The following is a 19,240-nucleotide window of genomic DNA, read 5'->3' as shown; positions in this document are numbered from 1 at the left end:
GACCGCGCCAGCGCTAAACGACGATTTTTCAGAAGCTAAGCCGAAATCGTCGTGCCAAGGCCTTCTGATAAAGATATGAAGCCTGATTGGTTAGGGCGCGCCGCGCGCACGCATTATCGCCAGCTATATCGAAAGACAAAAAAGTCATTTCCGCCGGGGATGAGACTTTCATACTCAAGCGTTACCCGCGGCGCACACAAGGGGAAGACGATGAGCGACAGATCGATTGCCGGTGACGCCGTCGCCGCGAACGCGGTACCGACGCGCGGCGCGCGCAAGCCATTCGGCACGGAGGATTGGTGGGCGGTCGGCATCGGCTTGCTCGCAATCGTCGTTGCGTATGGGTTGTTCGCCTCGGGCAGCAGCATCAAATGGCTGGCGGTCGCGCCGGCGAAATGGGCCAGCATCGGACAACTCGCGGGCGATCTCGGCAAGCATGCGGGCGGCTTCGTCGCGCTATTCATCGCGTTCGCGGCGGTGTTCTCGATTGCGATCGCCGCGCTGGGCCTGCCCGTCGGACAGTTCCTCGCGGGCTTTCTCGTCGTCTTCATCGTCTCGACGCTCGTCTTCGCGGCGGGCGCGTGGGCGCAGGCGAGCGCCTACAACCTCGAACCGCCGCTGATCGCGCTGGCGCTCGGGCTGATCGTGTCGAATCTGTTCACCTTGCCCGCATGGCTCGCGCCGGCCTTGCGCGTCGAGTTTTATATCAAGGTCGGCATCGTGCTGCTCGGCGCAACGCTGCCCCTCACGCTGATCGTCTGGGCGGGCCCGGTCGCGATCGGGCAGGCGACCATCGTGTCGCTCGTGACCTTCTTCGTGATTTACGGCGTGGCGCGCGCGTTCGACATCGACAAGCGTTTTGCCGCCGTGCTGGGCGTCGGCGGCGCGGTATGCGGCGTGTCGGCGGCTATCGCGATCGCGGGAGCCGTGCGCGCGCGGCGCGAGCAGGCGTCGGTGGCGATTACGCTGGTCGTCGTGTGGGCCATCGTGATGGTGTTCGCGCTGCCCGCCGTCTCGCGCGCACTCGGTCTGCCGACGGGCGTCGCGGGCGCGTGGATCGGCACCTCCGAATTCGCCGATGCAGCCGGTATCGCCGCCGCGCAGGCATACGGCGATTTCGCGCGGCATGCGCCCGGCGTCGTGGCCGGCGCACCCGACGCGTCGCTGCAGGCCTTCGTGCTGATGAAAGTCGTCGGGCGCGATATCTGGATCGGCATCTGGGCGTTCGTGCTGGCGATCGTCGCGACCACACGCTGGGAGCGCGACAGCGCCGACGGCGCCGACGGCGTGCAGGCGAAACCGAGCGCGCGGGAGATCTGGACGCGCTTTCCGAAGTTCGTGATCGGCTTCGTCATCGCGTCGGCCATCGTCACGTGGATCGCGTCGCACTATACGCTGGCGGATTATCGCAGCGTCGTCACGCCCGCGTTCGTCGCGCCGATCGTCGCGCTGCGCACCTGGGCGTTCACGTTCTGCTTCCTGAGCATCGGGCTGACGACGCGTTTCGCGACGCTCGCCGGAACCGGCGCGAAGCCGCTCGCGGCGTTCACGGCGGGCGTCGTGGTCAATGTCGTGATCGGTTACTGGCTGTCGGTGCATCTGTTCGCGCCGTACTGGTCGGCGCTCGGGCAATGAGCGCGCGGTCATCGGCGGATCAGCCCGAATGCAGCCGATGCCGCCATTGGGCCGACGACCGCGCGTTGCTCGAAAAGCGCATCGCAGGGCTTGCATCGTTCGGCTCGGCATACGGCGCGAGCGTGGGCAAAAGCCGCCTGTGCCTGCGCCACGACCGTCTGACGATGCCGCGCGATTGCTGCGTCGCATTCGTCGAGTTCATCGCGCGAGCCGCGCCGGATGCGCCGCATCGCGCATGACGAGTTGCAATGCAATGCAGAAAAGCTTCGTTGTGGAACCGTTCCCTGCGGCCTAGATTGGATCAATCGGTCAGCGTCCAGACGGACACCGGCCCGAATCCTGCGCAGGAGCGAAACCATGAGCGATGTCGTAGTCGAACAAGCGGTCGAGGTCGAGGCCGAACTCAACTATCTCGTGCCGACAGGCGTGAAGCCGACCGCCTATGCCTACGATCCGCCGCCGGGCGTGCCGCGTCGCACGGGTGAATATCGCACGCACGCGGTGAATATTTCGAACGCGCGGCTGCGCCCGCCGCCGGGCGGTCTGTCGCTCGACAGGAACGGCTTCGAGCTGAATCGCGAGGCGAGCGCGCTGTCCGATTTTTCGAACGATGCCGATATTCGTTCGGTGTACTACGCGCAGGCCGCGCGTCTTCTGAAGCAGTGGACCGGCGCGAAACGCGTCGTCATCTTCGATCACACGCTGCGCGACGGCGGCGCGGCGCGCGCGAACGGCACGAAGGAGCCGGTGCATCTGATCCACAACGATCAGACTTTCGTTTCGGGACCGCGCCGCGTGCGCGATCATCTTCCGGCGGAGGAGGCCGCGCAACTGCTACAAGGGCGCTTCGCGATCGTGAACTTGTGGCGGCCGGTGGGCGATGTGGTCGAGTCGTCGCCGCTCGCGCTGTGCGACTCGCGCAGCATCGACGAGCGCGATATCGTCGCGCAGGACTTCATCTATCCGACGATGACCGGCGAGACTTACGCGTTCGTTCATAACCCGCGGCATCGCTGGTACTACTTTCCGCTGATGTCGCCGGACGAGGCGCTGCTCATCAAGATTTATGACTCGGCGGGCGATGGCATCGCGCGTCTCACCGCGCATACCGCCTTCGACGATCCGACTTCGCCGCCCGATGCGCGGCCGCGCCGAAGCATCGAGTTGCGCAGCTTGCTGTTCTTCTGAAGCGACACGAGGCGACTTCGCCTCGGCGCTGCAAATGCCGATTCCGTAATTCCTTATCGATAGAAATTGGATCGCCAGGCGCGACTCTGGCGTTAGCATGAGCATCCTTTCCATGCTGACCTCAGGTTCATTCAAGCGATGTCCAAACTTCCCCGCTTCGGCGTCTGGGCGCTCGTGCATGGCAGCCGCGCGGCGCTGCAAGATCCCGCGGAACCCTACGATGCCTCGTGGACGCGCAACAAGGCGCTCGTGCTGGAGGCCGAGCGCCTCGGTTACGACTCCGTGCTCGTCGCCCAGCACACGATCAATCCGCACGATCCGTCGCTCGATCAGCTCGAAGCGTGGACGGCATCGGCGGCGCTGGCGGCGCTCACCTCGCGCATCGAGATCATCGCGGCCATCAAGCCGTATCTCTATCATCCGGTCGTGCTCGCGAAGATGGCGCAGCAGATCGAGCACATCAGCGGCGGGCGCTTCGCGATCAACCTCGTGAACGCGTGGAATCGTCCGGAACTCGAACGCGCGGGCATCGGCTTTGCCGAGCATGACGAGCGCTATGCATATGGCCGCGAGTGGATCTCGGTCGTCGAGGCATTGCTGCGCGGAGAAGCCGTGAAGCATCGCGGCGATAACTTCCGGATCGACGATTATCAGTTGCGTCCCGGCGATCCGTTTCGCGCGCGTCCGCGCATCTATGTCGGCGGCGAGTCGGAACCGGCGCGCTCGCTCGTCGCGGCGCATGGCGATGTGTGGTTCATCAACGGCCAGCCGCACGACGACGTGGCGGGCCTGATCGCCGACGTCTCCGCGCGCGCGCGTCCGGCGGGGCGCGAGGCTTTGCGCTTCGGGCTGTCCGCCTTCGTGATCGCACGCGACACGCACGACGAGGCTCAGGCGCATCTCGAACATCTTTTCGAGCTGGCGGAACTCGACAAGCCATTGCGCGAACGGCAAAAGGCCAATACCGATCCGCACGCGGTGATGCACCAGACCTTCGCGCGATCGGCGCGGGTCGGGTCGAACGGCGGCACGGCGGCGGGTCTCGTCGGCGATTACGATGCGGTCGCGCGGCGCATCGTGGATTTTCATCGGGCAGGCATCGAACTGTTCATGCTGCAGTTCCAGCCGTTCGAGGCCGACATGGCCAGCTTCGCGCACGAAGTTATGCCGCGCGTGCGCCGCCTGTTGGACGTCTGAGCGCACGCGATCAGAAGAACGCGCCCGTGGGCGGCAATTGCCCGGTCAGCAGGTTCTGACCGAGCAGCCGTTCCTTGTAGAGCCGCGGATTGTGCGACGCGATGACCTTGATGTTGCGCCAGTGCCGGTCGAGTGCCCCGATACGCGAGACGACCGATCCCGAGCCGAGATCGATCAGCCAGCTCGCGATTTGCGGGGCGAGGTCGTCGATTACGACCTTGGCTTCCGCGGCCGCGAGCGTGGCGGCAAGCGTCGCTTCGTATTCGTCGCGCGTGCCGTGCGTTTCCCATGCGCGTTGCAACGCCCCGACCGAACGATCCGCGATCGCTTCGACGCTCGCCGCGTATGCGCGAATCCGACCGAGCAGCGATTGCAGCGCGGGCTCGTCGGCGGGATGCGCGGCTTGGCCGTGATAGAAGTTGCGTCCGCGCGCACGCAGCGCGTCGACGGCGTCCAGCGCGACGCGCCGCACGATACCGGCGATGCAGTTGGTCAGATAGACCTGATGGAAGGTGAAGCCCCAGGGCGCGGCTTCGTCGGACTTCGGCGGATCGGTCGGATAAAGCTGCGCGGCGGGCACCGTCACGTCGCGAAAGCGCGCCGTCCCCGAACCTGTCAGGCGCTGGCCGAAACCTTGCCAGTCATCGTCGTCGCTGACGCCGGGGCCACGCTCCAGCACGTACTGCACGGTGCGTCCCGCGCGGCTCTCCACCGCGAGGCCGATGAACGCGTCGTTATACAAATTGCCCGTTGCATACACCTTGTCGCCCGAGCCGACATAGACATCGCGCGACGCATCCCATTCGAGCCGGCTCAGCACCGTGGTCGGGCGCGCGCCTGCCGCCGTCACGTCGCTGTCGACGAAGCTCAAGCCGATGGTCTTCTTCTGTCCGGCGAGTTCCAGCACGCGCGCATGAAACGGATGCTCGCGCCTTCGGAGCGCGGCCTCCACTTGCCACAGATGATTGCGAAACGCGTGGGCGATGTTCGAGTCCGCCGCGGCCAGATCGCGCGCGACGACGAAAAGCCCGCTCAGCGTCGCGCCGCTCCCGCCGGCATCGACCGGCAGACGCAGCGCGCCGAAGCCGAGCGCCTTGAGCCTCGAAATCTCCTCGTGAGGGAGACGATTCGCGCGTTCACGCTCCGCCGCCGTCGCAGCGATATCGTCGATGATCTGCGAGAAGCCGAGCGTCGCCGACAGTGGCGAGACGAGCCTCGGCCCGGCGCTCGTTGGGTGGTTGACGTCAGACATATTCGTGCGGCTCCTCGAATCAGACCTTGATGCTGTAATCCGCGACCTTGATGCGCGAATTGATGATCTTGCGTTCCGCGAGCCAGTCGGCGGCGCGCTGAAACTGCGCGATGAAGGCGGCGTCGTCGGCCTCGTGGAACTGATTCACGCGCTTGAGGCTCGCCAGATAGTCGCGCACCTGATCCGGATACTTGCCTTCGCGTTGCACGAGCAACTCGGCTTCGGCGGAATGCGCCGATTGCCATGCGCCTTCGACGTAGTACGCATCGATCACCGCGCGGATCAGTTCCGAGTTCTCTTCAGTGAACTTGCGACGCGTCACGAGCGAGCTGTAGTCGATCAGAAAATCCAGATCGCGGCCTTCGTTGAAGATGTCCTTCGCGTCGTTCGAGAAGCGCGAGATGTCGACGCCGGGCGACCACATCGACCATGCATCGACCTTGCCTTGCGCGAAAGCGGGGGCGGCATCGGGCGGATTCAGATAGACGAACTCGACCTTGCTCCGATCGACGCGATGCTTCTCCAGCGCCGCGATGAGCAGGAATTCGCCGAGCCCCGAGCGGTTGACGGCGACCTTGCGGCCCGCAAGATCCGCGACCGAACCAATGCCGCTCGACTTCTTGGCGATGATGGCCGTCGAGCGGGGCGAATAGATATCGAACGCGTTGAAAACGATTGGCGAGCCGGCGAGCATGGCCGCCAGCGCGGGTGTCGTCGATCCCCAGAATCCGAAGTCGGCGCTGCCGCCGACCACGGCCTGAATCGAGGGCGCATGGTTCGGAAAAGGGCCGACCCATTCGACCTTGATGCCTTTGGCGGCGAGCGTCTTTTCGAACACGCCGCGTTGCTTGGCGATGTCGGGCAGGCTGCCGTAGCCCCAACCGATGCGCACCGTATCGGTGTTGCGCGTGAGCTTGCGCGGTTCGGCCGCTTGCGCCGGAAAGAGCCCGCTGGTCGCGGCGCCGGCCAACAGGCCGCCCGCCGCGCGCAACAATCGGCGGCGGCTCAGCGATGAGTCGTTCATGCTTGGTCCTTCTGGTGATAGGGAAAAGTGGTCAGTGAGATCGGACGCCGAGTTCCGCGAGCAGGATCGGCCGCAATGCGCGCGGCGCGTGATCTCCGGTCTCGAACGACGCCGCGATGCGTCCCGCGCGCATGACGAGAATCCTGTCGGCGAGCGTGAGCGCTTCGTCGACGTCGTGCGTCACGATCAGCACGCCGGGCTGATGAAGCGCGACGAGTTCCTTGACGAGCCCGTGCATTCTGATGCGCGTGAGCGCATCGAGCGCGGCGAACGGCTCGTCGAGCAGCAGCAGCGCGGGATCGTGAACGAGCGCGCGCGCCAGCGCCACGCGCTGTGCCTGTCCGCCCGACAGATTGCGAGGCCAGTCGTCTTCGCGGCCGGCGAGTCCGACTTCGGCGAGCGCACGCGCCGCGCCGGTCCGGCCGAGCGTGTTCTCGTAACCGAGCGCCACGTTCTGCCACAAGGTCGCCCACGGCAGCAGGCGATGCTCCTGGAACACGACGGACGGGCGCTCAGGCGCGCGAATCTTCCCGGCGTCGGGCCGGTCGAGCCCCGCCAGCGCGCGCAGCAGCGTGGTCTTGCCGCATCCGCTTTCACCCAGCAGCGCGACGAATTCGCCCTTGTGGATGTCGAGGTCCAGTGCATCGATGACGACGCGGCTGCCATAGCGCCGTTGCAGCCCGCGCACCGACACGGCCAGTGCCGACGCGGCGGTTTCATCGCGGGGAAGGGTGAGGGTTTGCGTCACGTGCGCGCTCCTCTGGCGTAATTCGCGTGCCACGAGAGATAACGGCCTTCGAGCAGGCGCACGAGCGTGTCCGCGACGACGCCGATAATCGCGTAGATGATCATGGTGAGCAGGATCACGTTGGTGTTGAGGAATTCGCGGGCGTCCATCGCCAGAAAGCCGATGCCCTTGGTCGTCGCGAGCGTCTCGGCGATGACCAATGCGAGCCACGCGTGCGCGAGCGCATAACGCACGCCTGTGAGGATCGAGGGCATCGCGCCGGGAAGGATGATTCGCCGCACGATTGCCGTCCGGTTCAGGCCGATCACGCGGGCGAGCTCCATCAGCTTCGGATCGATCTGCCGTATGCCGAGCATGGTGTTGATGTAGATCGGGAAGAGCACCGCGAGCGCGACCAGAAAGATCTTCGCGACCTCGCCCACGCCAAACCAGACGATGACGAGCGGCAGCATCGCCAGGAAAGGAATCGCGCGGACCATCTGGATCGAGCGGTCGAGCAGAGCCTGCGCGAGCGGCGAGAAACCGACGACGACGCCGAGCGCGAGTCCGATCGTTCCGCCGATGACGAAGCCTCCCGCCGCACGCAGCAGCGACACGCCGAGGTGAACGAAGAGCTCGCCGTTTTGCGCCATGTTCACGGCGGTTTCGAACACACGGCTTGGAGCCGGAAGTACCTGCGGCGCGATCAGTCCGAAACGCGCGGCGGCTTCCCAAAGCAGAACCACGATTGCGGGAATGGTCCATGAGAGCCAACGGTAAAGCGCCTCTTTTGAAACGACCGCACGAGGCGCGCGCGCCGGGGCATAGCTGTCGCGCGTGGAAGTCAGGTCAGCCATTTAATTCCCGTAATAGCGATGAAGAACAGGCCGCTCCGAAAGGAAGCAGAAGTGCACCACGATTGCACGCGGCGGGAGCGTGGCCTGCGCCGAAGCACTTCATTGCCAGGATGGTTCCGAAGCGTCGCCGCGTCGTGTGGACAGCGGCTCGGTGTGAATGCGAGCCTCTTATTAGAAGCCGTCGGGATGCGTGAAACAAACGTTTTATTGTTCTTTGCTTTCCAGTCTTCACGCTTCGGGGAATGGGTCGATGCGTCGTACAGCGTCGCCACGGTCGGCTGGTTTCAGTGGCCCGCGTCAACCGAAAAGCGCTCGCGCCGACCGCGAGGAAGCGATCGTGAGATCATGGAGGAATGTGCGGCCTCTCGTCGCTCGATCAGCCCGTTTGTCGCAAAAGCGGGCGTGCACATTAGAGCAGATCCAACCTTGCCACCAAAGACTATGAATAAGGGAAAGACGAAACTAACCCGTCAGGACGCCGAGCGCCTTTTCGAGGGACTGCCCGCGTCGAATGTGAAAACATCGAAGCGGCCCGAGAATCCTTTTGGACCGGAGGCGTCCAACGTCGTCAAGCGCGTCGAAGGCGAAGCCGCGCTATGGAAAGACAACCTGATCACGCTTCCGGTGGCTATCGAGCTGCCTGCGGGCTATGCGTCGGAGGCTCGCATGCGCGAGGCGATGGCGCGGGCCTGGCGTGTGAAGTGGGTAAGGGAAGGCAAAGACGAGGTTGTCGCCGATTTTCCCGAGGGATGGAAAGCGGTTCGCCCGCAAAGCGGCCCCATCGAGTTGCGTGATCCCGCCGGCGTGGTTCGCGCCGTTTACGGCTGGGCCAAGCATGCCGAGCTCAGAATCCTGCCACGCTTTCTTATCGAGTCGCAGGCGAATAATTCGAACGGACTCGGCAGCGTGCTGGTGCGCGATCGCGGGAACGGCAGCATTCTGGAGCGGTCGTCGACGTGGTCGGCACGAACGGGCGTGAATCATCCAGACTGGGCCAAACTGGAAGCGTGGCTTAACCTCCGCTATCCCGACCATCACGATCCGCTTCGATACTGGGAAGATTGCGAGGAAAACGTTCGAACCTGAGCACGTGGCATCGATAACGATTCGTTGCGAATCCTTAATGATTGCGTCGATGACTTCCGTCACGGAACTCATGGAAAGTGGCCGGAATTCAGGCGTCGACGACTATTTCCCGTCTCGCGTTCCTGCGCAGAACATCGGCGGGCACACCGTACGTTCGAACGAACGCGCGACGCATACGCTCTCTGTCAGCAAAGCCGGTCTCCTGAGCGACCACGTTAATCGTATGCCGGCCTTGCTCGATCATGAATCTGGCCGCTTCCAGCCGAAGCTGTTCGACCGCCTTCGCGGGCGATTGACCCGTTTCGGCCTGAAATGCCCGACTGAACTGCCGGGGACTGAGGTTGGCCACATCCGCGAGTTCGTCGATGGTGAGCGGATTGCGCAAGTTGCGCCGTATGTGGGCAAGCACCAGTTCGATTCGATCAGACTTCGGTGTCATGTCAAGTAAGGCTGAGTGTTGCATCTGCCCGCCCAGCCGACGCTGATTCATGACGAGGAGCCTGGCGACCAGCTTCGCGGCATCGGCACCAAGGTCGTTATCGAGCAAGGCCAGGGCAAGGTCGATACCGGCCGTCATGCCGGCGGATGTCCAGATCGGGCCGTCGTTGATGAAGATGCGGTCTTCTTCCGTCGTGACGTCGGGGAAACGCGCCCTGAACTCGGACGCATGCGCCCAGTGCATCGTCGCGCGTCGGCCATTCAGAAGTCCCGCCTCGGCAAGAACGAATGCGCCGCTACAGATGGAGGCTATCCGCCTTGAAGCTTTCGCGGTTTCCTTCACGAAGGCGATCATCGTCGGGTCGAATGGCGGGATCTTCATTTCAGTGACGGAGCCGACGATAACCGTGTCGAAGGCGGTCTCCCCGAATGCCGTGGTTTGCAGCGTCATTCCTCCGGGCGATTCGACCGGTCCGCCGCGTTCGGACAACAAGTGAATGTCGTAGCAGGGGCCTCGCGGAGGCATGTTCGCCAGCTCGAATGTGGTGAGCGCGGCAAGACTCATCAACTGGAATTTCGGCGGCACGATGAAGCCGATCCTGTGCATATCGACACCTGCCTTTCGTGATCTGGACGTGTTCGACTAGTTCGATAAAGCGAGCGATGAGCTGTCCGCGCCCAAGCGACGGATGGCACGAATGGTGGCAACAACGACATACATGCTAGTGGCTCGCGGGGCTAAGGTACAGGCAACTCTTCCACTACCAGGAACGACGCCATGTCGAAAATCATCCGCGCCGCCGCCGTCCAGATCGCGCCCGTCCTCTATAGCCGCGAAGGCACTGTCGAAAAGGTCGTCCGCAAAATTCTGGAGCTTGGTCAGCAGGGCGTCCAGTTCGCAACTTTCCCCGAAACCGTCGTTCCCTATTACCCGTACTTCTCTTTTATCGAATCACCGTTTGCCATGGGCGCCGAGCATTACAAACTGCTCGATCAGGCCGTGACGATCCCGTCCGATACGACGCGCGCGATTGGCGAGGCGGCGCGACAGGCCTCGATGGTCGTGTCGATCGGCGTAAACGAACGCGACGGACGCACGCTCTACAACACCCAGTTGCTATTCGATGCCGATGGCACGCTGGTTCAGCGGCGTCGAAAACTCTCGCCGACTTATCACGAGCGAATGGTCTGGGGAATGGGCGATGGCTCCGGCTTGCGCGCGGTCGATACCGCTGTCGGCCGCGTCGGTCAGCTTGCGTGCTGGGAACACTACAACCCGCTCGCGCGCTATGCGCTGATGGCGGATGGCGAGGAAATTCATTCAGCCATGTATCCGGGCTCATTCGCCGGCGACCTGTTCTCGGAGCAGATCTCGGTCAACATTCGCCAACACGCGCTCGAAGCGGGAGCGTTCGTGGTCAACGCGACGGCCTGGCTGACTCCGGATCAGCAACAGCAGATTCTGCTGGATACCAATACCTCGCAGATCGGCCCGATTTCGAGCGGGTGTTTCACCGCTATCGTTTCGCCGGACGGCGAGTTCATGGGCGGCGAGCCGCTGCGGGAGGGCGAGGGCGAGATCATCGCGGATCTGGACTTCTGGCAGATCGACAAGCGCAAACGCATGATGGACTCGCGCGGTCATTACAGCCGCCCCGACGTGCTCGGACTTGTGATCGACCGGACGCCAAAGACGCATGTCATCGAACGTTCGCTACACGCGCCGGGAGAAGCGCCGCTCGTGGAAGCGGAATTCTCCGCTTGATGTGGCGGTGCGCTCATGCGAGCGCGCAACGACATGCGAATCGAAATCAACCGGGCGACTTCGCCCGATCAACTTGGAGTGGGCAGAATGGACTTCAACGATGTCATGCTCGGGCGCAACGCCGAGTTCGCCAGCACGGCTTTTTCGGCCGAACTCAAGATGATGCCGTCGACGGGAACCGTGATTGTCGGCTGCGTCGATCCTCGCGTCGACCCGGTGAACGTGCTGGGTCTGAAGCAGGGCGAAGCCGCGGTGATTCGCAATGTCGGCGGCCGGGTCAACAAGCCGTTGCTCGAAACGCTGGCGGTGCTCGCCGTTGTCGCGAAAGCGGCTGGACGTCCAGACGGCGCTCGCAATCTGGTTCTGCTCCAGCACACGGACTGCGGGATCATCGGTTGTCACAAGCATGCCCCGGCGTTGCTGGCCAGGCATCTCGGTGTCGAGACGGATGCGCTCGATGACCTGGCCATTACAGACCCATACAAAGCCGTGGCGCTCGACGTTGCAGCGCTCAGGGCGAACAAGGAATTGCCCGACGCACTGATCGTGTCCGGGTTGGTCTACGACGTCAAAACCGGGCGCATCGAGACGGTGGTTCCTGCCGCGTCTTTGCGGGCGAGTGCAACGTGATCGGCTACGCTGCATCGACAACATTCAGGATGACGATTCAATCCGTAAGTCTATCCAGCGCAAGCAAGTCAGTCTGGATCACAACGACGCCTGCTTCCGCTGTCCTTGATCGATGATTTTTCCAAGTACGGCTTCGAGCTCGTCCAGTGTGTAGGGTTTAAGCAGTTCGAACCACGCGAAGGTCTTCCCTTCATTCATCTCGACTGGGCCGCCCGAAGAGAAAATGACGCTCAAGCCGGGGCAGAAGGAACGCGCCTGCTCAGCTAAATCGATGCCGGACATATCGGGCAGATTGATGTCGGTGAGCAATACATCGAACGGTCGGCGTGCGATCTCCGCGAACGCCCGCGTCGCTGTCTCGGCAGGAACGGGCCGATGGCCGAGCAATTCAAGAAGTTCGACCACGGCTTCGCGCGCCAGGTCGTCGTCTTCAACGACCAGAATGTCCAGTTCGGGAGGCTCGTTGCGGCGTTCCTGGCTGCCTTCGGCGTTGGCGGAGGAGAGCGCTTCGCCGGGAGATCCCAACACGTGGCGAACCTTGAAGGCGAGTTCAGCGCGGCTGTACGGCTTGCTGAGCAGCTCGACGCCATCGTCGAGTCGTCCCGCGTGAACGATCGCGTTCTGCGTGTAGCCGGAAGTGAAAAGCACTTTCATGTGAGGCTGAAGTTGCACGGCCTGCCTGGCCATATCCGGGCTTTTGAGCGAGCCCGGCATAACCACATCGGTGAAGAGCAGGTCGACATGCACGCCGCTACTAAGAACCGCCAGCGCCTGCTCAGCGTTGTCTGCTTTCAGCACGCCATAGCCGAGTCCCGCCATCATGGCGATGACGGTCGCCTGGACTTTCGCATCGTCCTCGACAACCAGCACGGTCTCGCTGCCGCCCATCAACGCAGTACTTCCGTGGGTGACGGGCACGTAGGCATCGGCGGAGGACTTCGGAAGGTAAATTCGTACCGTGGTCCCGTGCCCGACCTCGCTGTAAATCCGGATGTGTCCGCCAGTTTGCTTGACGAAGCCATACGCCATGCTCAGACCCAGGCCGCTTCCCGCGCCTTCCTCCTTGGTCGTGAAGAAGGGGTCGAAAGCATGCTCCAGTACTTCGTCGGTCATGCCGGTTCCCGTATCGGTCACACCCAGCATCACGTACTGTCCAGCAGGCACGTCGGACAACGCGCGCACATACCGGTCGTCGAGCATTGCGTTCGAGAGTTCGAGGGTGAGCTTTCCGCCATCGGGCATGGCGTCGCGCGCGTTGATCGCCAGGTTCAACAACACGTTTTCGAGTTGGTGCGTGTCCACCATCGCGTTCCACAAACCGCCCGCAACGACTGTCTCGACCATCACTGTTTCGCCCAGCGCCCGGCGCAGAAGGTCGTCCATGCCGCGAATCATGGAAGCGAGGTTGACCGATACGGGCCGCAACGCCTGCCGACGCCCAAACGCCAGCAGTTGCGATGAGAGCTTGGCGCCGCGTTCGACCGCGTCCAATGCGTTGACGAGGCGCGTCGTGAGCCACTCGTCGCGCGAATAGCGGCTGGTGACAAGTTCGAGATTGCCGCGCAGGATTTGCAGGACGTTGTTGAAATCGTGCGCGACGCCGCCCGTGAGCTTGCCGATGGCTTCCATTTTCTGAGCCTGGAAGAGGGCGGCCCGCGTTTGTTCGAGGATCTGGTCGGCCTCGCGCTTCTCGGTCACGTCGCGCGTGATCTTTGCAAAGCCGATCAACGTGCCGGCTTCGTCGTGGATCGCGTCGATGACCACGTGCGCCCGGAAGCGAGATCCGTCGCGACGCAGCCGCCAGCCCTCTGCCTCGAAACGCCCCTCGGCGGCGGCGGTGCTCAGCGCACGCGCGGGTATGCCCGCTGCGACGTCTTCGGGCAGATAGAAGCGGGAAAAGTGAGACCCGACGATTTCCTCAGCGGTATAACCCTTGATACGTTGCGCACCCAGGTTCCAGTTGGTGACGGTCCCGTTGGGCGAAAGCATGAAGATCGCGTAGTCGGAGACGCCTTGTACGAGCAGTCTGAAGCTTCGTTCGCTTTCGATCACCGCGTCGTGAGAATGTCGTTTCTCGCTTTCGTCGCGAACGACTTTAACGAATCCTCGCAACGAACTGTCCTCCGCAAAGAGGACCGTGGTCATGACGCTCGCCCAGAACACCGAGCCGTCCTTGCGTTTGCGCCATCCCTCGATCGTGCAACTGCCGCGCTTAACGGCTTCCCGAAGCTCCGCGTCGGACGTATTTACAGGATCGACATCGTCCGGGAATAGCGCCGCGTATTTCTGGCCGATGATTTCACCGGGCTCGTACCCATAAATTGACGTGCCGCCGGGGTTCCACGACGCGACGATGCCCTCCGGTGTCAAGGCGAACACGGCGAGGTCGAACGTGGCTTGCGCCCAAAGCGCCGCCCATTCGGTAAGTCCGGCATCGTTTTTACTGTCCCTGAGGGCCATGGGCATCCAACTCGGTCATTTTGTGCATCGATCGTGAAGTTAAAGCAGCATTCGCCGCGCCCCGCGATTCTAGCTGTTCGGCGGCAGCTTTCGTCGGGCATTTAGCTTGCGCAAGGATTGGTTAAGACTCGACGGTGGACTTCTAAAGCAGGCGGTGAGGCGATGGTGCGCGTGTTGGTGGTAGACGATGAACCAGCGATAGCCGACTCTCTCAGTATCATCCTGAAAGACGCCGGCTACGAGGTGGCGAGCGCCGCGGATGGCCGTTCGGCATTGGCCATGGCAACCGAATGGCGGCCGGACATCATCCTCTCGGACCTCACGATGCCTCGCATGGGAGGCGAAGAGTTGCTGCGCCGGCTCAAGCGGACGCACGCATTGGCGCACGTTCCGATGATCGCGATGAGCGCGTTGGCGCCGAGGGCGGGACTGGGTTTCGCCGGGTTTCTTCAGAAGCCTTTTTCGATTCTCGCAATGCTGAAGCTCATCAAAAAAACCGCGTCTTGATGGCCTCGCGCGAAAGCGGCGTCGATCGACGGCACACAAAGCGGCAAACACCTGCGCGCTAGCTGTCGAGGACCGGCACATTCACGCAAGAGGGCCTCTTCCATAATGAATGAGATTGACGAGATGAATTTCCCCTCCGACTTCGAGCGCAGCCGTCTCGCCGCCCTTGCGCGGTACGACGTGCTCGACACACCGCGCGAAGAGGCGTTCGATGAGATCGCCAGCCTGGCGGCCGCCATCTGCCGCACGCCGATCGCGGTCGTGAACTTCATCGGAGAAAGTCGTCAGTTCTTCAAGGCGGAAGTTGGACTCGGCGTGCGCGAAACGCCGCTCGACAGCTCGTTTTGCGCTAAAGCGCTGCTGGAAGAAGCGTTCCTCGTCGTTCCGGACGCAACGATCGATCCGCGCTTCAGTTGCAACCCGCTCGTGACGGGCGAGCCTAATCTGCGCTTCTACGCAGGCGCCCTTCTGAAGACCGAGGATGGCCTTCCGATCGGTACGCTTTGCGTGCTCGACTTCGAGCCGAGAAGTCTCGATCCGGTACAAGAGCAGGCGCTGAAGGTTCTCGCCCGTCAAACCATGGCCGCGCTCAAACTGCGCCGCGCCGCTGCCTTGGCGGAAGCTGGACAAGTCCGGCATAGGGCGATCGTCGATAGTGCCCGCGACTACGCCATCATCGTCGCAGGGCTCGACGGATTCGTCACCGAGTGGAGCGCCGGAGCGGAGATCATCTTCGATCTGACAGAGGACGACATGATCGGCGAGCCCATCGCGGACATTTTCACGGGGGAGGATCGCGCGGCGGGCGTGCCTCAACGGGAGATGTCGAACGCCGTGAGTAAAGGCCGCGCGATCGACGAGCGTTGGCACGAAAGACGCGGCGGTGAACGCTTTTGGGCCAGCGGCGAGATGTCGCCCTTGCTCGACGGTTCGGGTCGACACATCGGCTACGTGAAGGTTCTTCGGGACCGCACCGAGGAGCACATGGCGACGGAAGCGCTGAAGACCGCGGAGAATCGCTTGCGCCAGGCGCAGGAAGCCGGCGGTGTCGGCCTGTTCACCCTGGAGATCGAGGACGATATTCTGACGGTCACGCCGGAGATGTGCCGTCTCTATGGCTTGCCGACAAAGAAGCACTATCCCGCTGCCGAACTGGCGGCGCGCATCGTCCCGCAGGATCGTCACCTCATCACGACTGTCGCGCTGCGCCACCGCGGGGAAGTGCGACGCGAGGTCGAGTATCGAGTGCGAATTGACGGAACGGAAGAAGTGCGCTGGATCGCGCGCACCGGCGAGTTCGAACTCGATGACGAAGGCCGGCCGCGCCGGTTTGTCGGGGTGGCGCGCGACGTGACGGAGCAAAGGAAAACGCGCGATGCGCTCGCGCACAGCGAGGCGCGCTATCGAACGCTGTTCAACGCCATCGACGACGGATTCTGCATTGTCGAATTCTTCGATGGCCCGCACGGTCCTCTAAGCGACTACGTCCACGTCGAAGCCAATCCCGGATATGAGCGACATACCGGCATTGCCGAGATCGTCGGAAAGACGATCAGGGAACTCGATCCAGAAGGCGCCGATCAATGGGTCGAAATCTACAGCGAGGTACTACGTACCGGCGTTCCGGCGCGCTTCGAGCGCTATTTCCAGACCGCTGGCCGCCACATCGAGGTCTCGGCGGCCCGCGTCGAACCGCAAAGCCTGAGGCAAGTGTCGATCTTGTTCCGCGATATCGCGAAGCGAAAGAGCGCTGAACAGGCGCTGCAAGCGAGCGAGGCGCTGGCCCGGGAAAACAGCGAGCGCGTGCAGCTTGCCCTTGCTGCGGGGGCGATTACAGGAACGTGGTTGTGGGATCTCGTCAATGACCGCTTTGTCGTCGATGAAGGCTTCGCGAATGTTTTCGGACTGGATCCCGCGCAGGGGCGCCTGGGCATGCCTCTTTCGGAAGTCACCGCTAACGTTCATCCCGATGATCGGGACGAGCTCGTAAAAGCAATCGAAGAAGTTATCAAGCGCGGAGGCTCCTACGCGCATCAATACAGGGTGCGTCGCAGCGATGGCCGCTACTACTGGGTCGAAGCGAATGGTCGAGTCGATTTCGGACCCGATGGCACGCCACGTCGCTTTCCAGGCGTTCTGCTCGACGCCGAGAAGCGCCGCGCCGTGGAAGAAGAGCGTGACCGTGCTACCGCTTTGCTCAGAGCGATGAACGAGACGCTGGAGCAGCGCGTGGCGGAACGAACAGCGGAACTCATGCGCGCCGAGGAACAACTGCGGCAGGCCCAGAAGATGGAAGCGGTGGGGCAACTCACCGGCGGACTCGCGCATGATTTCAACAACCTGCTCGCGGGCGTGTCGGGTTCGCTCCAGCTATTGAGTATCCGGTTGAGTCAGGGGCGCGTGGCCGAAGTCGACAAATATGTCGTCGCCGCACAAGGGGCGGTGCGTCGGGCGGCGGCACTGACGCATCGCCTCCTGGCATTCTCGCGACGTCAGACGCTCGATCCGAAACCGACCGACGTCAACGCTCTGGTGAGCGGCATGACCGATTTGATTCAACGCACCGTCGGTCCGGGAATCAGGGTAGAGGCAGTCGGCGCGGCGAACCTGTGGTCCGCGCTGGTCGACGCCGGTCAGCTTGAGAACGCATTGCTGAACCTGTGTATCAACGCCCGCGACGCGATGCCCGACGGCGGCAACATTACGATTGAAACGGCCAACAAATGGATCGATCGGAGCGCTGCCTGGAGCCACGATATGCCCGAGGGACAATATCTTTCCCTGTGCGTCACGGACACCGGCACGGGAATGACACCCGACATCATCGGCAAGGCGTTCGACCCGTTCTTTACGACCAAGCCCCTTGGCATGGGAACGGGACTGGGTCTCTCGATGATCTACGGCTTCGCCAAGCAGTCTGGCGGTCAGGTCCGAATCTATTCTGAAGTCGATCAGGGAACGACGGTTTGCATCTACCTGCCGCGCTTTCATGGCGACGTGGACAGCGAGGCGATCGATCTCGCGAGTTCGAGCATTCCGGGTTCGCAAGCCGGCGAGACCGTGCTCGTGGTCGATGATGAACCGAGCGTCCGCATGCTGATCACCGACGTGCTGGAAGAGTTGGGTTATACGGTGATCGAGGCCGCTGACAGTGGCGCGGGCCTTAAAGTGCTTCAGTCGAACGTCAGGGTAGATCTATTGGTCAGCGACGTCGGCTTGCCCGGCGGCATGAATGGGCGTCAGATGGCAGACGCAGGCATGCAGACTCGACCGGGTCTGAAGGTGCTTTTTATAACGGGCTACGCGGAGAATTCGGTGATCGGCAATGGGCGACTCGAACACGGCATGCAAGTGTTGACCAAGCCGTTTGCCGTGGAAATGCTGGCGACGAAGGTCCGGCAGTTGATCGGGTGAGGGTCGGGGTGGATCGGCCGCTTTGTTGTCGCCGTGGCCGATCTCGCGTAGGGCTTGCAGCAAAAAAACCCCACCCCAGCGCCTAAGGTTTCAAAACTACCTTGATGCAACCGTCCTCTTTATCGCGGAAAGTTTCGTACATCTGCGGCCCGTCTTCGAGCTTCATTCGATGGGTGATGACGAACGACGGATCGATCTGTCCTTCTTCGATGCGTTTGAGCAGATCGTCGCTCCAGCGATTAACGTGGGTTTCCCCCATGCGCCACGTGAGACCTTTGTTCATTGCCGCGCCGAACGGAATCTTGTCGATTAGTCCGCCATAGACGCCGGGCACCGACAGCACGCCAGCCGGACGGCACACGTAGATCATCTCGCGCAGCACATGCGGGCGGTCGGTTTCGAGCATGACGGCCCGTTTGATTCGATCGTAGATACCGTCGAACGAGCGCGTCGCGTGCGATTCCATGCCCACGGCATCGATAGGTGGTGTCCTTCGACGCGACGGCACACGCTAAGTGCTCGGCCGGTAGATCGAGCAAACCGAGGGTGCGAAGTTCTGGCTGCGGCTAGTCAGTGACCTGAAGCTGCGCGGGTGCAGGGCATCCTGATCGCCGTGGCACCGCGCCGCACCGCAACGATCTGAACACGGCCGCAAACAGGGCCTAGCAAGCCTTTTTCGGTCACATTTGATTTGCATCAAATGTGAACATTAGGATAGCTCATCATTGCGCGGAGTGTGTAGACGAATGCACTATATTGGAGCGCGAACGCGCTGACAGGGCATTTGTCTCCGCGTCACATACCCATTACACGGGTTTCCCGCATGCGTGGGTTGACGAGGTCGCTCCTTTGATTGATCGAGTGTGTGTGAGTCAAGCTTTGTTGCGATACGCCATCCTGTGCCTGCCTAGCTTCGAAAGGAGAATTCAGGAAGGCATTGCACCAGACCGTTGAAACTTATGATGAAGCGATCGAAGACATTTAGAGCCCTTAACAAAATGAACGAAAGGGCTGTTAACCCTCGATGAATGCTGTTAACCTTTTCATTGTTTCGACGGTG

General features: G+C 62.4%; 15 protein-coding genes and 1 pseudogene. 9 read left to right on the top strand and 7 right to left on the bottom strand.

Annotated elements, in window-relative coordinates; genetic code table 11:
• Window positions 1–210: 210 nt before the first annotated feature.
• The 4 genes from AWB82_RS21620 (at window position 211) to AWB82_RS21605 (ending at window position 4,020) form a co-directional block, all read left to right on the top strand.
• Window positions 211–1,635, top strand: a complete 1,425-nt coding sequence (locus tag AWB82_RS21620) for a YeiH family protein (protein WP_086970867.1) — start codon at window positions 211–213, stop codon at window positions 1,633–1,635.
• Window positions 1,632–1,874: a hypothetical protein gene (locus AWB82_RS21615; RefSeq protein ID WP_086970865.1), complete on the top strand. Its 243-nt coding sequence runs from the start codon at window positions 1,632–1,634 to the stop codon at window positions 1,872–1,874. The genes AWB82_RS21620 and AWB82_RS21615 overlap by 4 nt, the downstream gene beginning before the upstream one ends.
• 118 nt (window positions 1,875–1,992) lie before the next feature.
• Complete coding sequence (locus AWB82_RS21610) at window positions 1,993–2,823, top strand: CmcJ/NvfI family oxidoreductase (protein WP_086970863.1); 831 nt, start codon at window positions 1,993–1,995, stop codon at window positions 2,821–2,823.
• Between the two features lie 138 nt (window positions 2,824–2,961).
• Window positions 2,962–4,020: an LLM class flavin-dependent oxidoreductase gene (locus AWB82_RS21605; protein ID WP_086970861.1), complete on the top strand. Its 1,059-nt coding sequence runs from the start codon at window positions 2,962–2,964 to the stop codon at window positions 4,018–4,020.
• Between the two features lie 10 nt (window positions 4,021–4,030).
• On the opposite strand, the gene AWB82_RS21600 is transcribed toward AWB82_RS21605, so the two are convergent.
• From AWB82_RS21600 to AWB82_RS21585, 4 genes are read right to left on the bottom strand one after another with little or no spacing between them, the layout of a single operon-like run.
• Window positions 4,031–5,272: an acyl-CoA dehydrogenase family protein gene (locus AWB82_RS21600; protein WP_086970859.1), complete on the bottom strand. Its 1,242-nt coding sequence runs from the start codon at window positions 5,270–5,272 to the stop codon at window positions 4,031–4,033.
• A 19-nt stretch (window positions 5,273–5,291) separates the two neighbouring features.
• Entirely contained in the window at window positions 5,292–6,296 is a 1,005-nt protein-coding gene (locus AWB82_RS21595; protein WP_086970857.1) for an NrtA/SsuA/CpmA family ABC transporter substrate-binding protein, read from the bottom strand.
• A 31-nt stretch (window positions 6,297–6,327) separates the two neighbouring features.
• Window positions 6,328–7,044 (bottom strand): ABC transporter ATP-binding protein, encoded by a 717-nt coding sequence (locus AWB82_RS21590; RefSeq protein ID WP_086970856.1) that lies wholly within the window; start codon window positions 7,042–7,044, stop codon window positions 6,328–6,330.
• Entirely contained in the window at window positions 7,041–7,880 is an 840-nt protein-coding gene (locus AWB82_RS21585) for an ABC transporter permease subunit (RefSeq protein ID WP_086970853.1), read from the bottom strand. Before AWB82_RS21585 ends, AWB82_RS21590 begins: the two co-directional genes overlap by 4 nt.
• Before the next feature lie 441 nt (window positions 7,881–8,321).
• Between AWB82_RS21585 and AWB82_RS21580 the strand changes: the two genes are divergently transcribed.
• The gene (locus AWB82_RS21580) at window positions 8,322–8,966 is read left to right on the top strand and encodes a hypothetical protein (RefSeq protein ID WP_086970851.1); all 645 of its coding nucleotides are present in this window, start codon (window positions 8,322–8,324) and stop codon (window positions 8,964–8,966) included.
• An 88-nt stretch (window positions 8,967–9,054) separates the two neighbouring features.
• Here AWB82_RS21580 and AWB82_RS21575 read toward each other — a convergent pair whose 3' ends face one another.
• The gene (locus AWB82_RS21575; protein ID WP_086970849.1) at window positions 9,055–10,011 is read right to left on the bottom strand and encodes a GlxA family transcriptional regulator; all 957 of its coding nucleotides are present in this window, start codon (window positions 10,009–10,011) and stop codon (window positions 9,055–9,057) included.
• A gap of 171 nt (window positions 10,012–10,182) precedes the next feature.
• On the opposite strand from AWB82_RS21575, the gene AWB82_RS21570 reads away from it, so the two are divergent.
• A complete protein-coding gene (locus AWB82_RS21570; protein WP_086970847.1) occupies window positions 10,183–11,169 on the top strand; it encodes a nitrilase-related carbon-nitrogen hydrolase in 987 nt (328 codons plus the stop codon).
• Between the two features lie 87 nt (window positions 11,170–11,256).
• Window positions 11,257–11,799, top strand: coding sequence for a carbonic anhydrase (locus AWB82_RS21565; protein ID WP_086970844.1), 543 nt, complete (start codon window positions 11,257–11,259; stop codon window positions 11,797–11,799).
• 78 nt (window positions 11,800–11,877) lie between these two features.
• Here the strand turns inward: AWB82_RS21565 and AWB82_RS21560 are convergent, their stop codons facing one another.
• Entirely contained in the window at window positions 11,878–14,259 is a 2,382-nt protein-coding gene (locus tag AWB82_RS21560) for a PAS domain S-box protein (RefSeq protein ID WP_086970842.1), read from the bottom strand.
• Between the two features lie 162 nt (window positions 14,260–14,421).
• On the opposite strand from AWB82_RS21560, the gene AWB82_RS21555 reads away from it, so the two are divergent.
• Both AWB82_RS21555 and AWB82_RS39005 read left to right on the top strand, forming a co-directional pair.
• Window positions 14,422–14,766, top strand: a complete 345-nt coding sequence (locus tag AWB82_RS21555; protein ID WP_086970840.1) for a response regulator — start codon at window positions 14,422–14,424, stop codon at window positions 14,764–14,766.
• 105 nt (window positions 14,767–14,871) lie between these two features.
• The gene (locus AWB82_RS39005) at window positions 14,872–18,180 is read left to right on the top strand and encodes a PAS domain S-box protein (RefSeq protein WP_200818168.1); all 3,309 of its coding nucleotides are present in this window, start codon (window positions 14,872–14,874) and stop codon (window positions 18,178–18,180) included.
• An 82-nt stretch (window positions 18,181–18,262) separates the two neighbouring features.
• On the opposite strand, the pseudogene AWB82_RS21545 reads toward AWB82_RS39005, so the two are convergent.
• Window positions 18,263–18,661: pseudogene (locus AWB82_RS21545) on the bottom strand (glutathione-dependent formaldehyde dehydrogenase); the annotation flags it as partial.
• Window positions 18,662–19,240: the final 579 nt, after the last annotated feature.

This window comes from Caballeronia glebae (assembly GCF_001545035.1).
Classification (GTDB): Bacteria; Pseudomonadota; Gammaproteobacteria; order Burkholderiales; family Burkholderiaceae; genus Caballeronia; species Caballeronia glebae.
This window is presented reverse-complemented; position numbering and strand designations above follow the sequence as displayed.

Coding starts and splice junctions, on each gene's coding strand:
- AWB82_RS21600 (WP_086970859.1), bottom strand. CDS start 5,272: ATGTCTGACGTCAACCACCCAACGAGCGCCGGGCCGAGGCTCGTCTCG.
- AWB82_RS21555 (WP_086970840.1), top strand. CDS start 14,422: ATGGTGCGCGTGTTGGTGGTAGACGATGAACCAGCGATAGCCGACTCT.
- AWB82_RS21605 (WP_086970861.1), top strand. CDS start 2,962: ATGTCCAAACTTCCCCGCTTCGGCGTCTGGGCGCTCGTGCATGGCAGC.
- AWB82_RS21595 (WP_086970857.1), bottom strand. CDS start 6,296: ATGAACGACTCATCGCTGAGCCGCCGCCGATTGTTGCGCGCGGCGGGC.
- AWB82_RS21585 (WP_086970853.1), bottom strand. CDS start 7,880: ATGGCTGACCTGACTTCCACGCGCGACAGCTATGCCCCGGCGCGCGCG.
- AWB82_RS21620 (WP_086970867.1), top strand. CDS start 211: ATGAGCGACAGATCGATTGCCGGTGACGCCGTCGCCGCGAACGCGGTA.
- AWB82_RS21565 (WP_086970844.1), top strand. CDS start 11,257: ATGGACTTCAACGATGTCATGCTCGGGCGCAACGCCGAGTTCGCCAGC.
- AWB82_RS21570 (WP_086970847.1), top strand. CDS start 10,183: ATGTCGAAAATCATCCGCGCCGCCGCCGTCCAGATCGCGCCCGTCCTC.
- AWB82_RS21580 (WP_086970851.1), top strand. CDS start 8,322: ATGAATAAGGGAAAGACGAAACTAACCCGTCAGGACGCCGAGCGCCTT.
- AWB82_RS21610 (WP_086970863.1), top strand. CDS start 1,993: ATGAGCGATGTCGTAGTCGAACAAGCGGTCGAGGTCGAGGCCGAACTC.
- AWB82_RS21575 (WP_086970849.1), bottom strand. CDS start 10,011: ATGCACAGGATCGGCTTCATCGTGCCGCCGAAATTCCAGTTGATGAGT.
- AWB82_RS21615 (WP_086970865.1), top strand. CDS start 1,632: ATGAGCGCGCGGTCATCGGCGGATCAGCCCGAATGCAGCCGATGCCGC.
- AWB82_RS39005 (WP_200818168.1), top strand. CDS start 14,872: ATGAATGAGATTGACGAGATGAATTTCCCCTCCGACTTCGAGCGCAGC.
- AWB82_RS21560 (WP_086970842.1), bottom strand. CDS start 14,259: ATGGCCCTCAGGGACAGTAAAAACGATGCCGGACTTACCGAATGGGCG.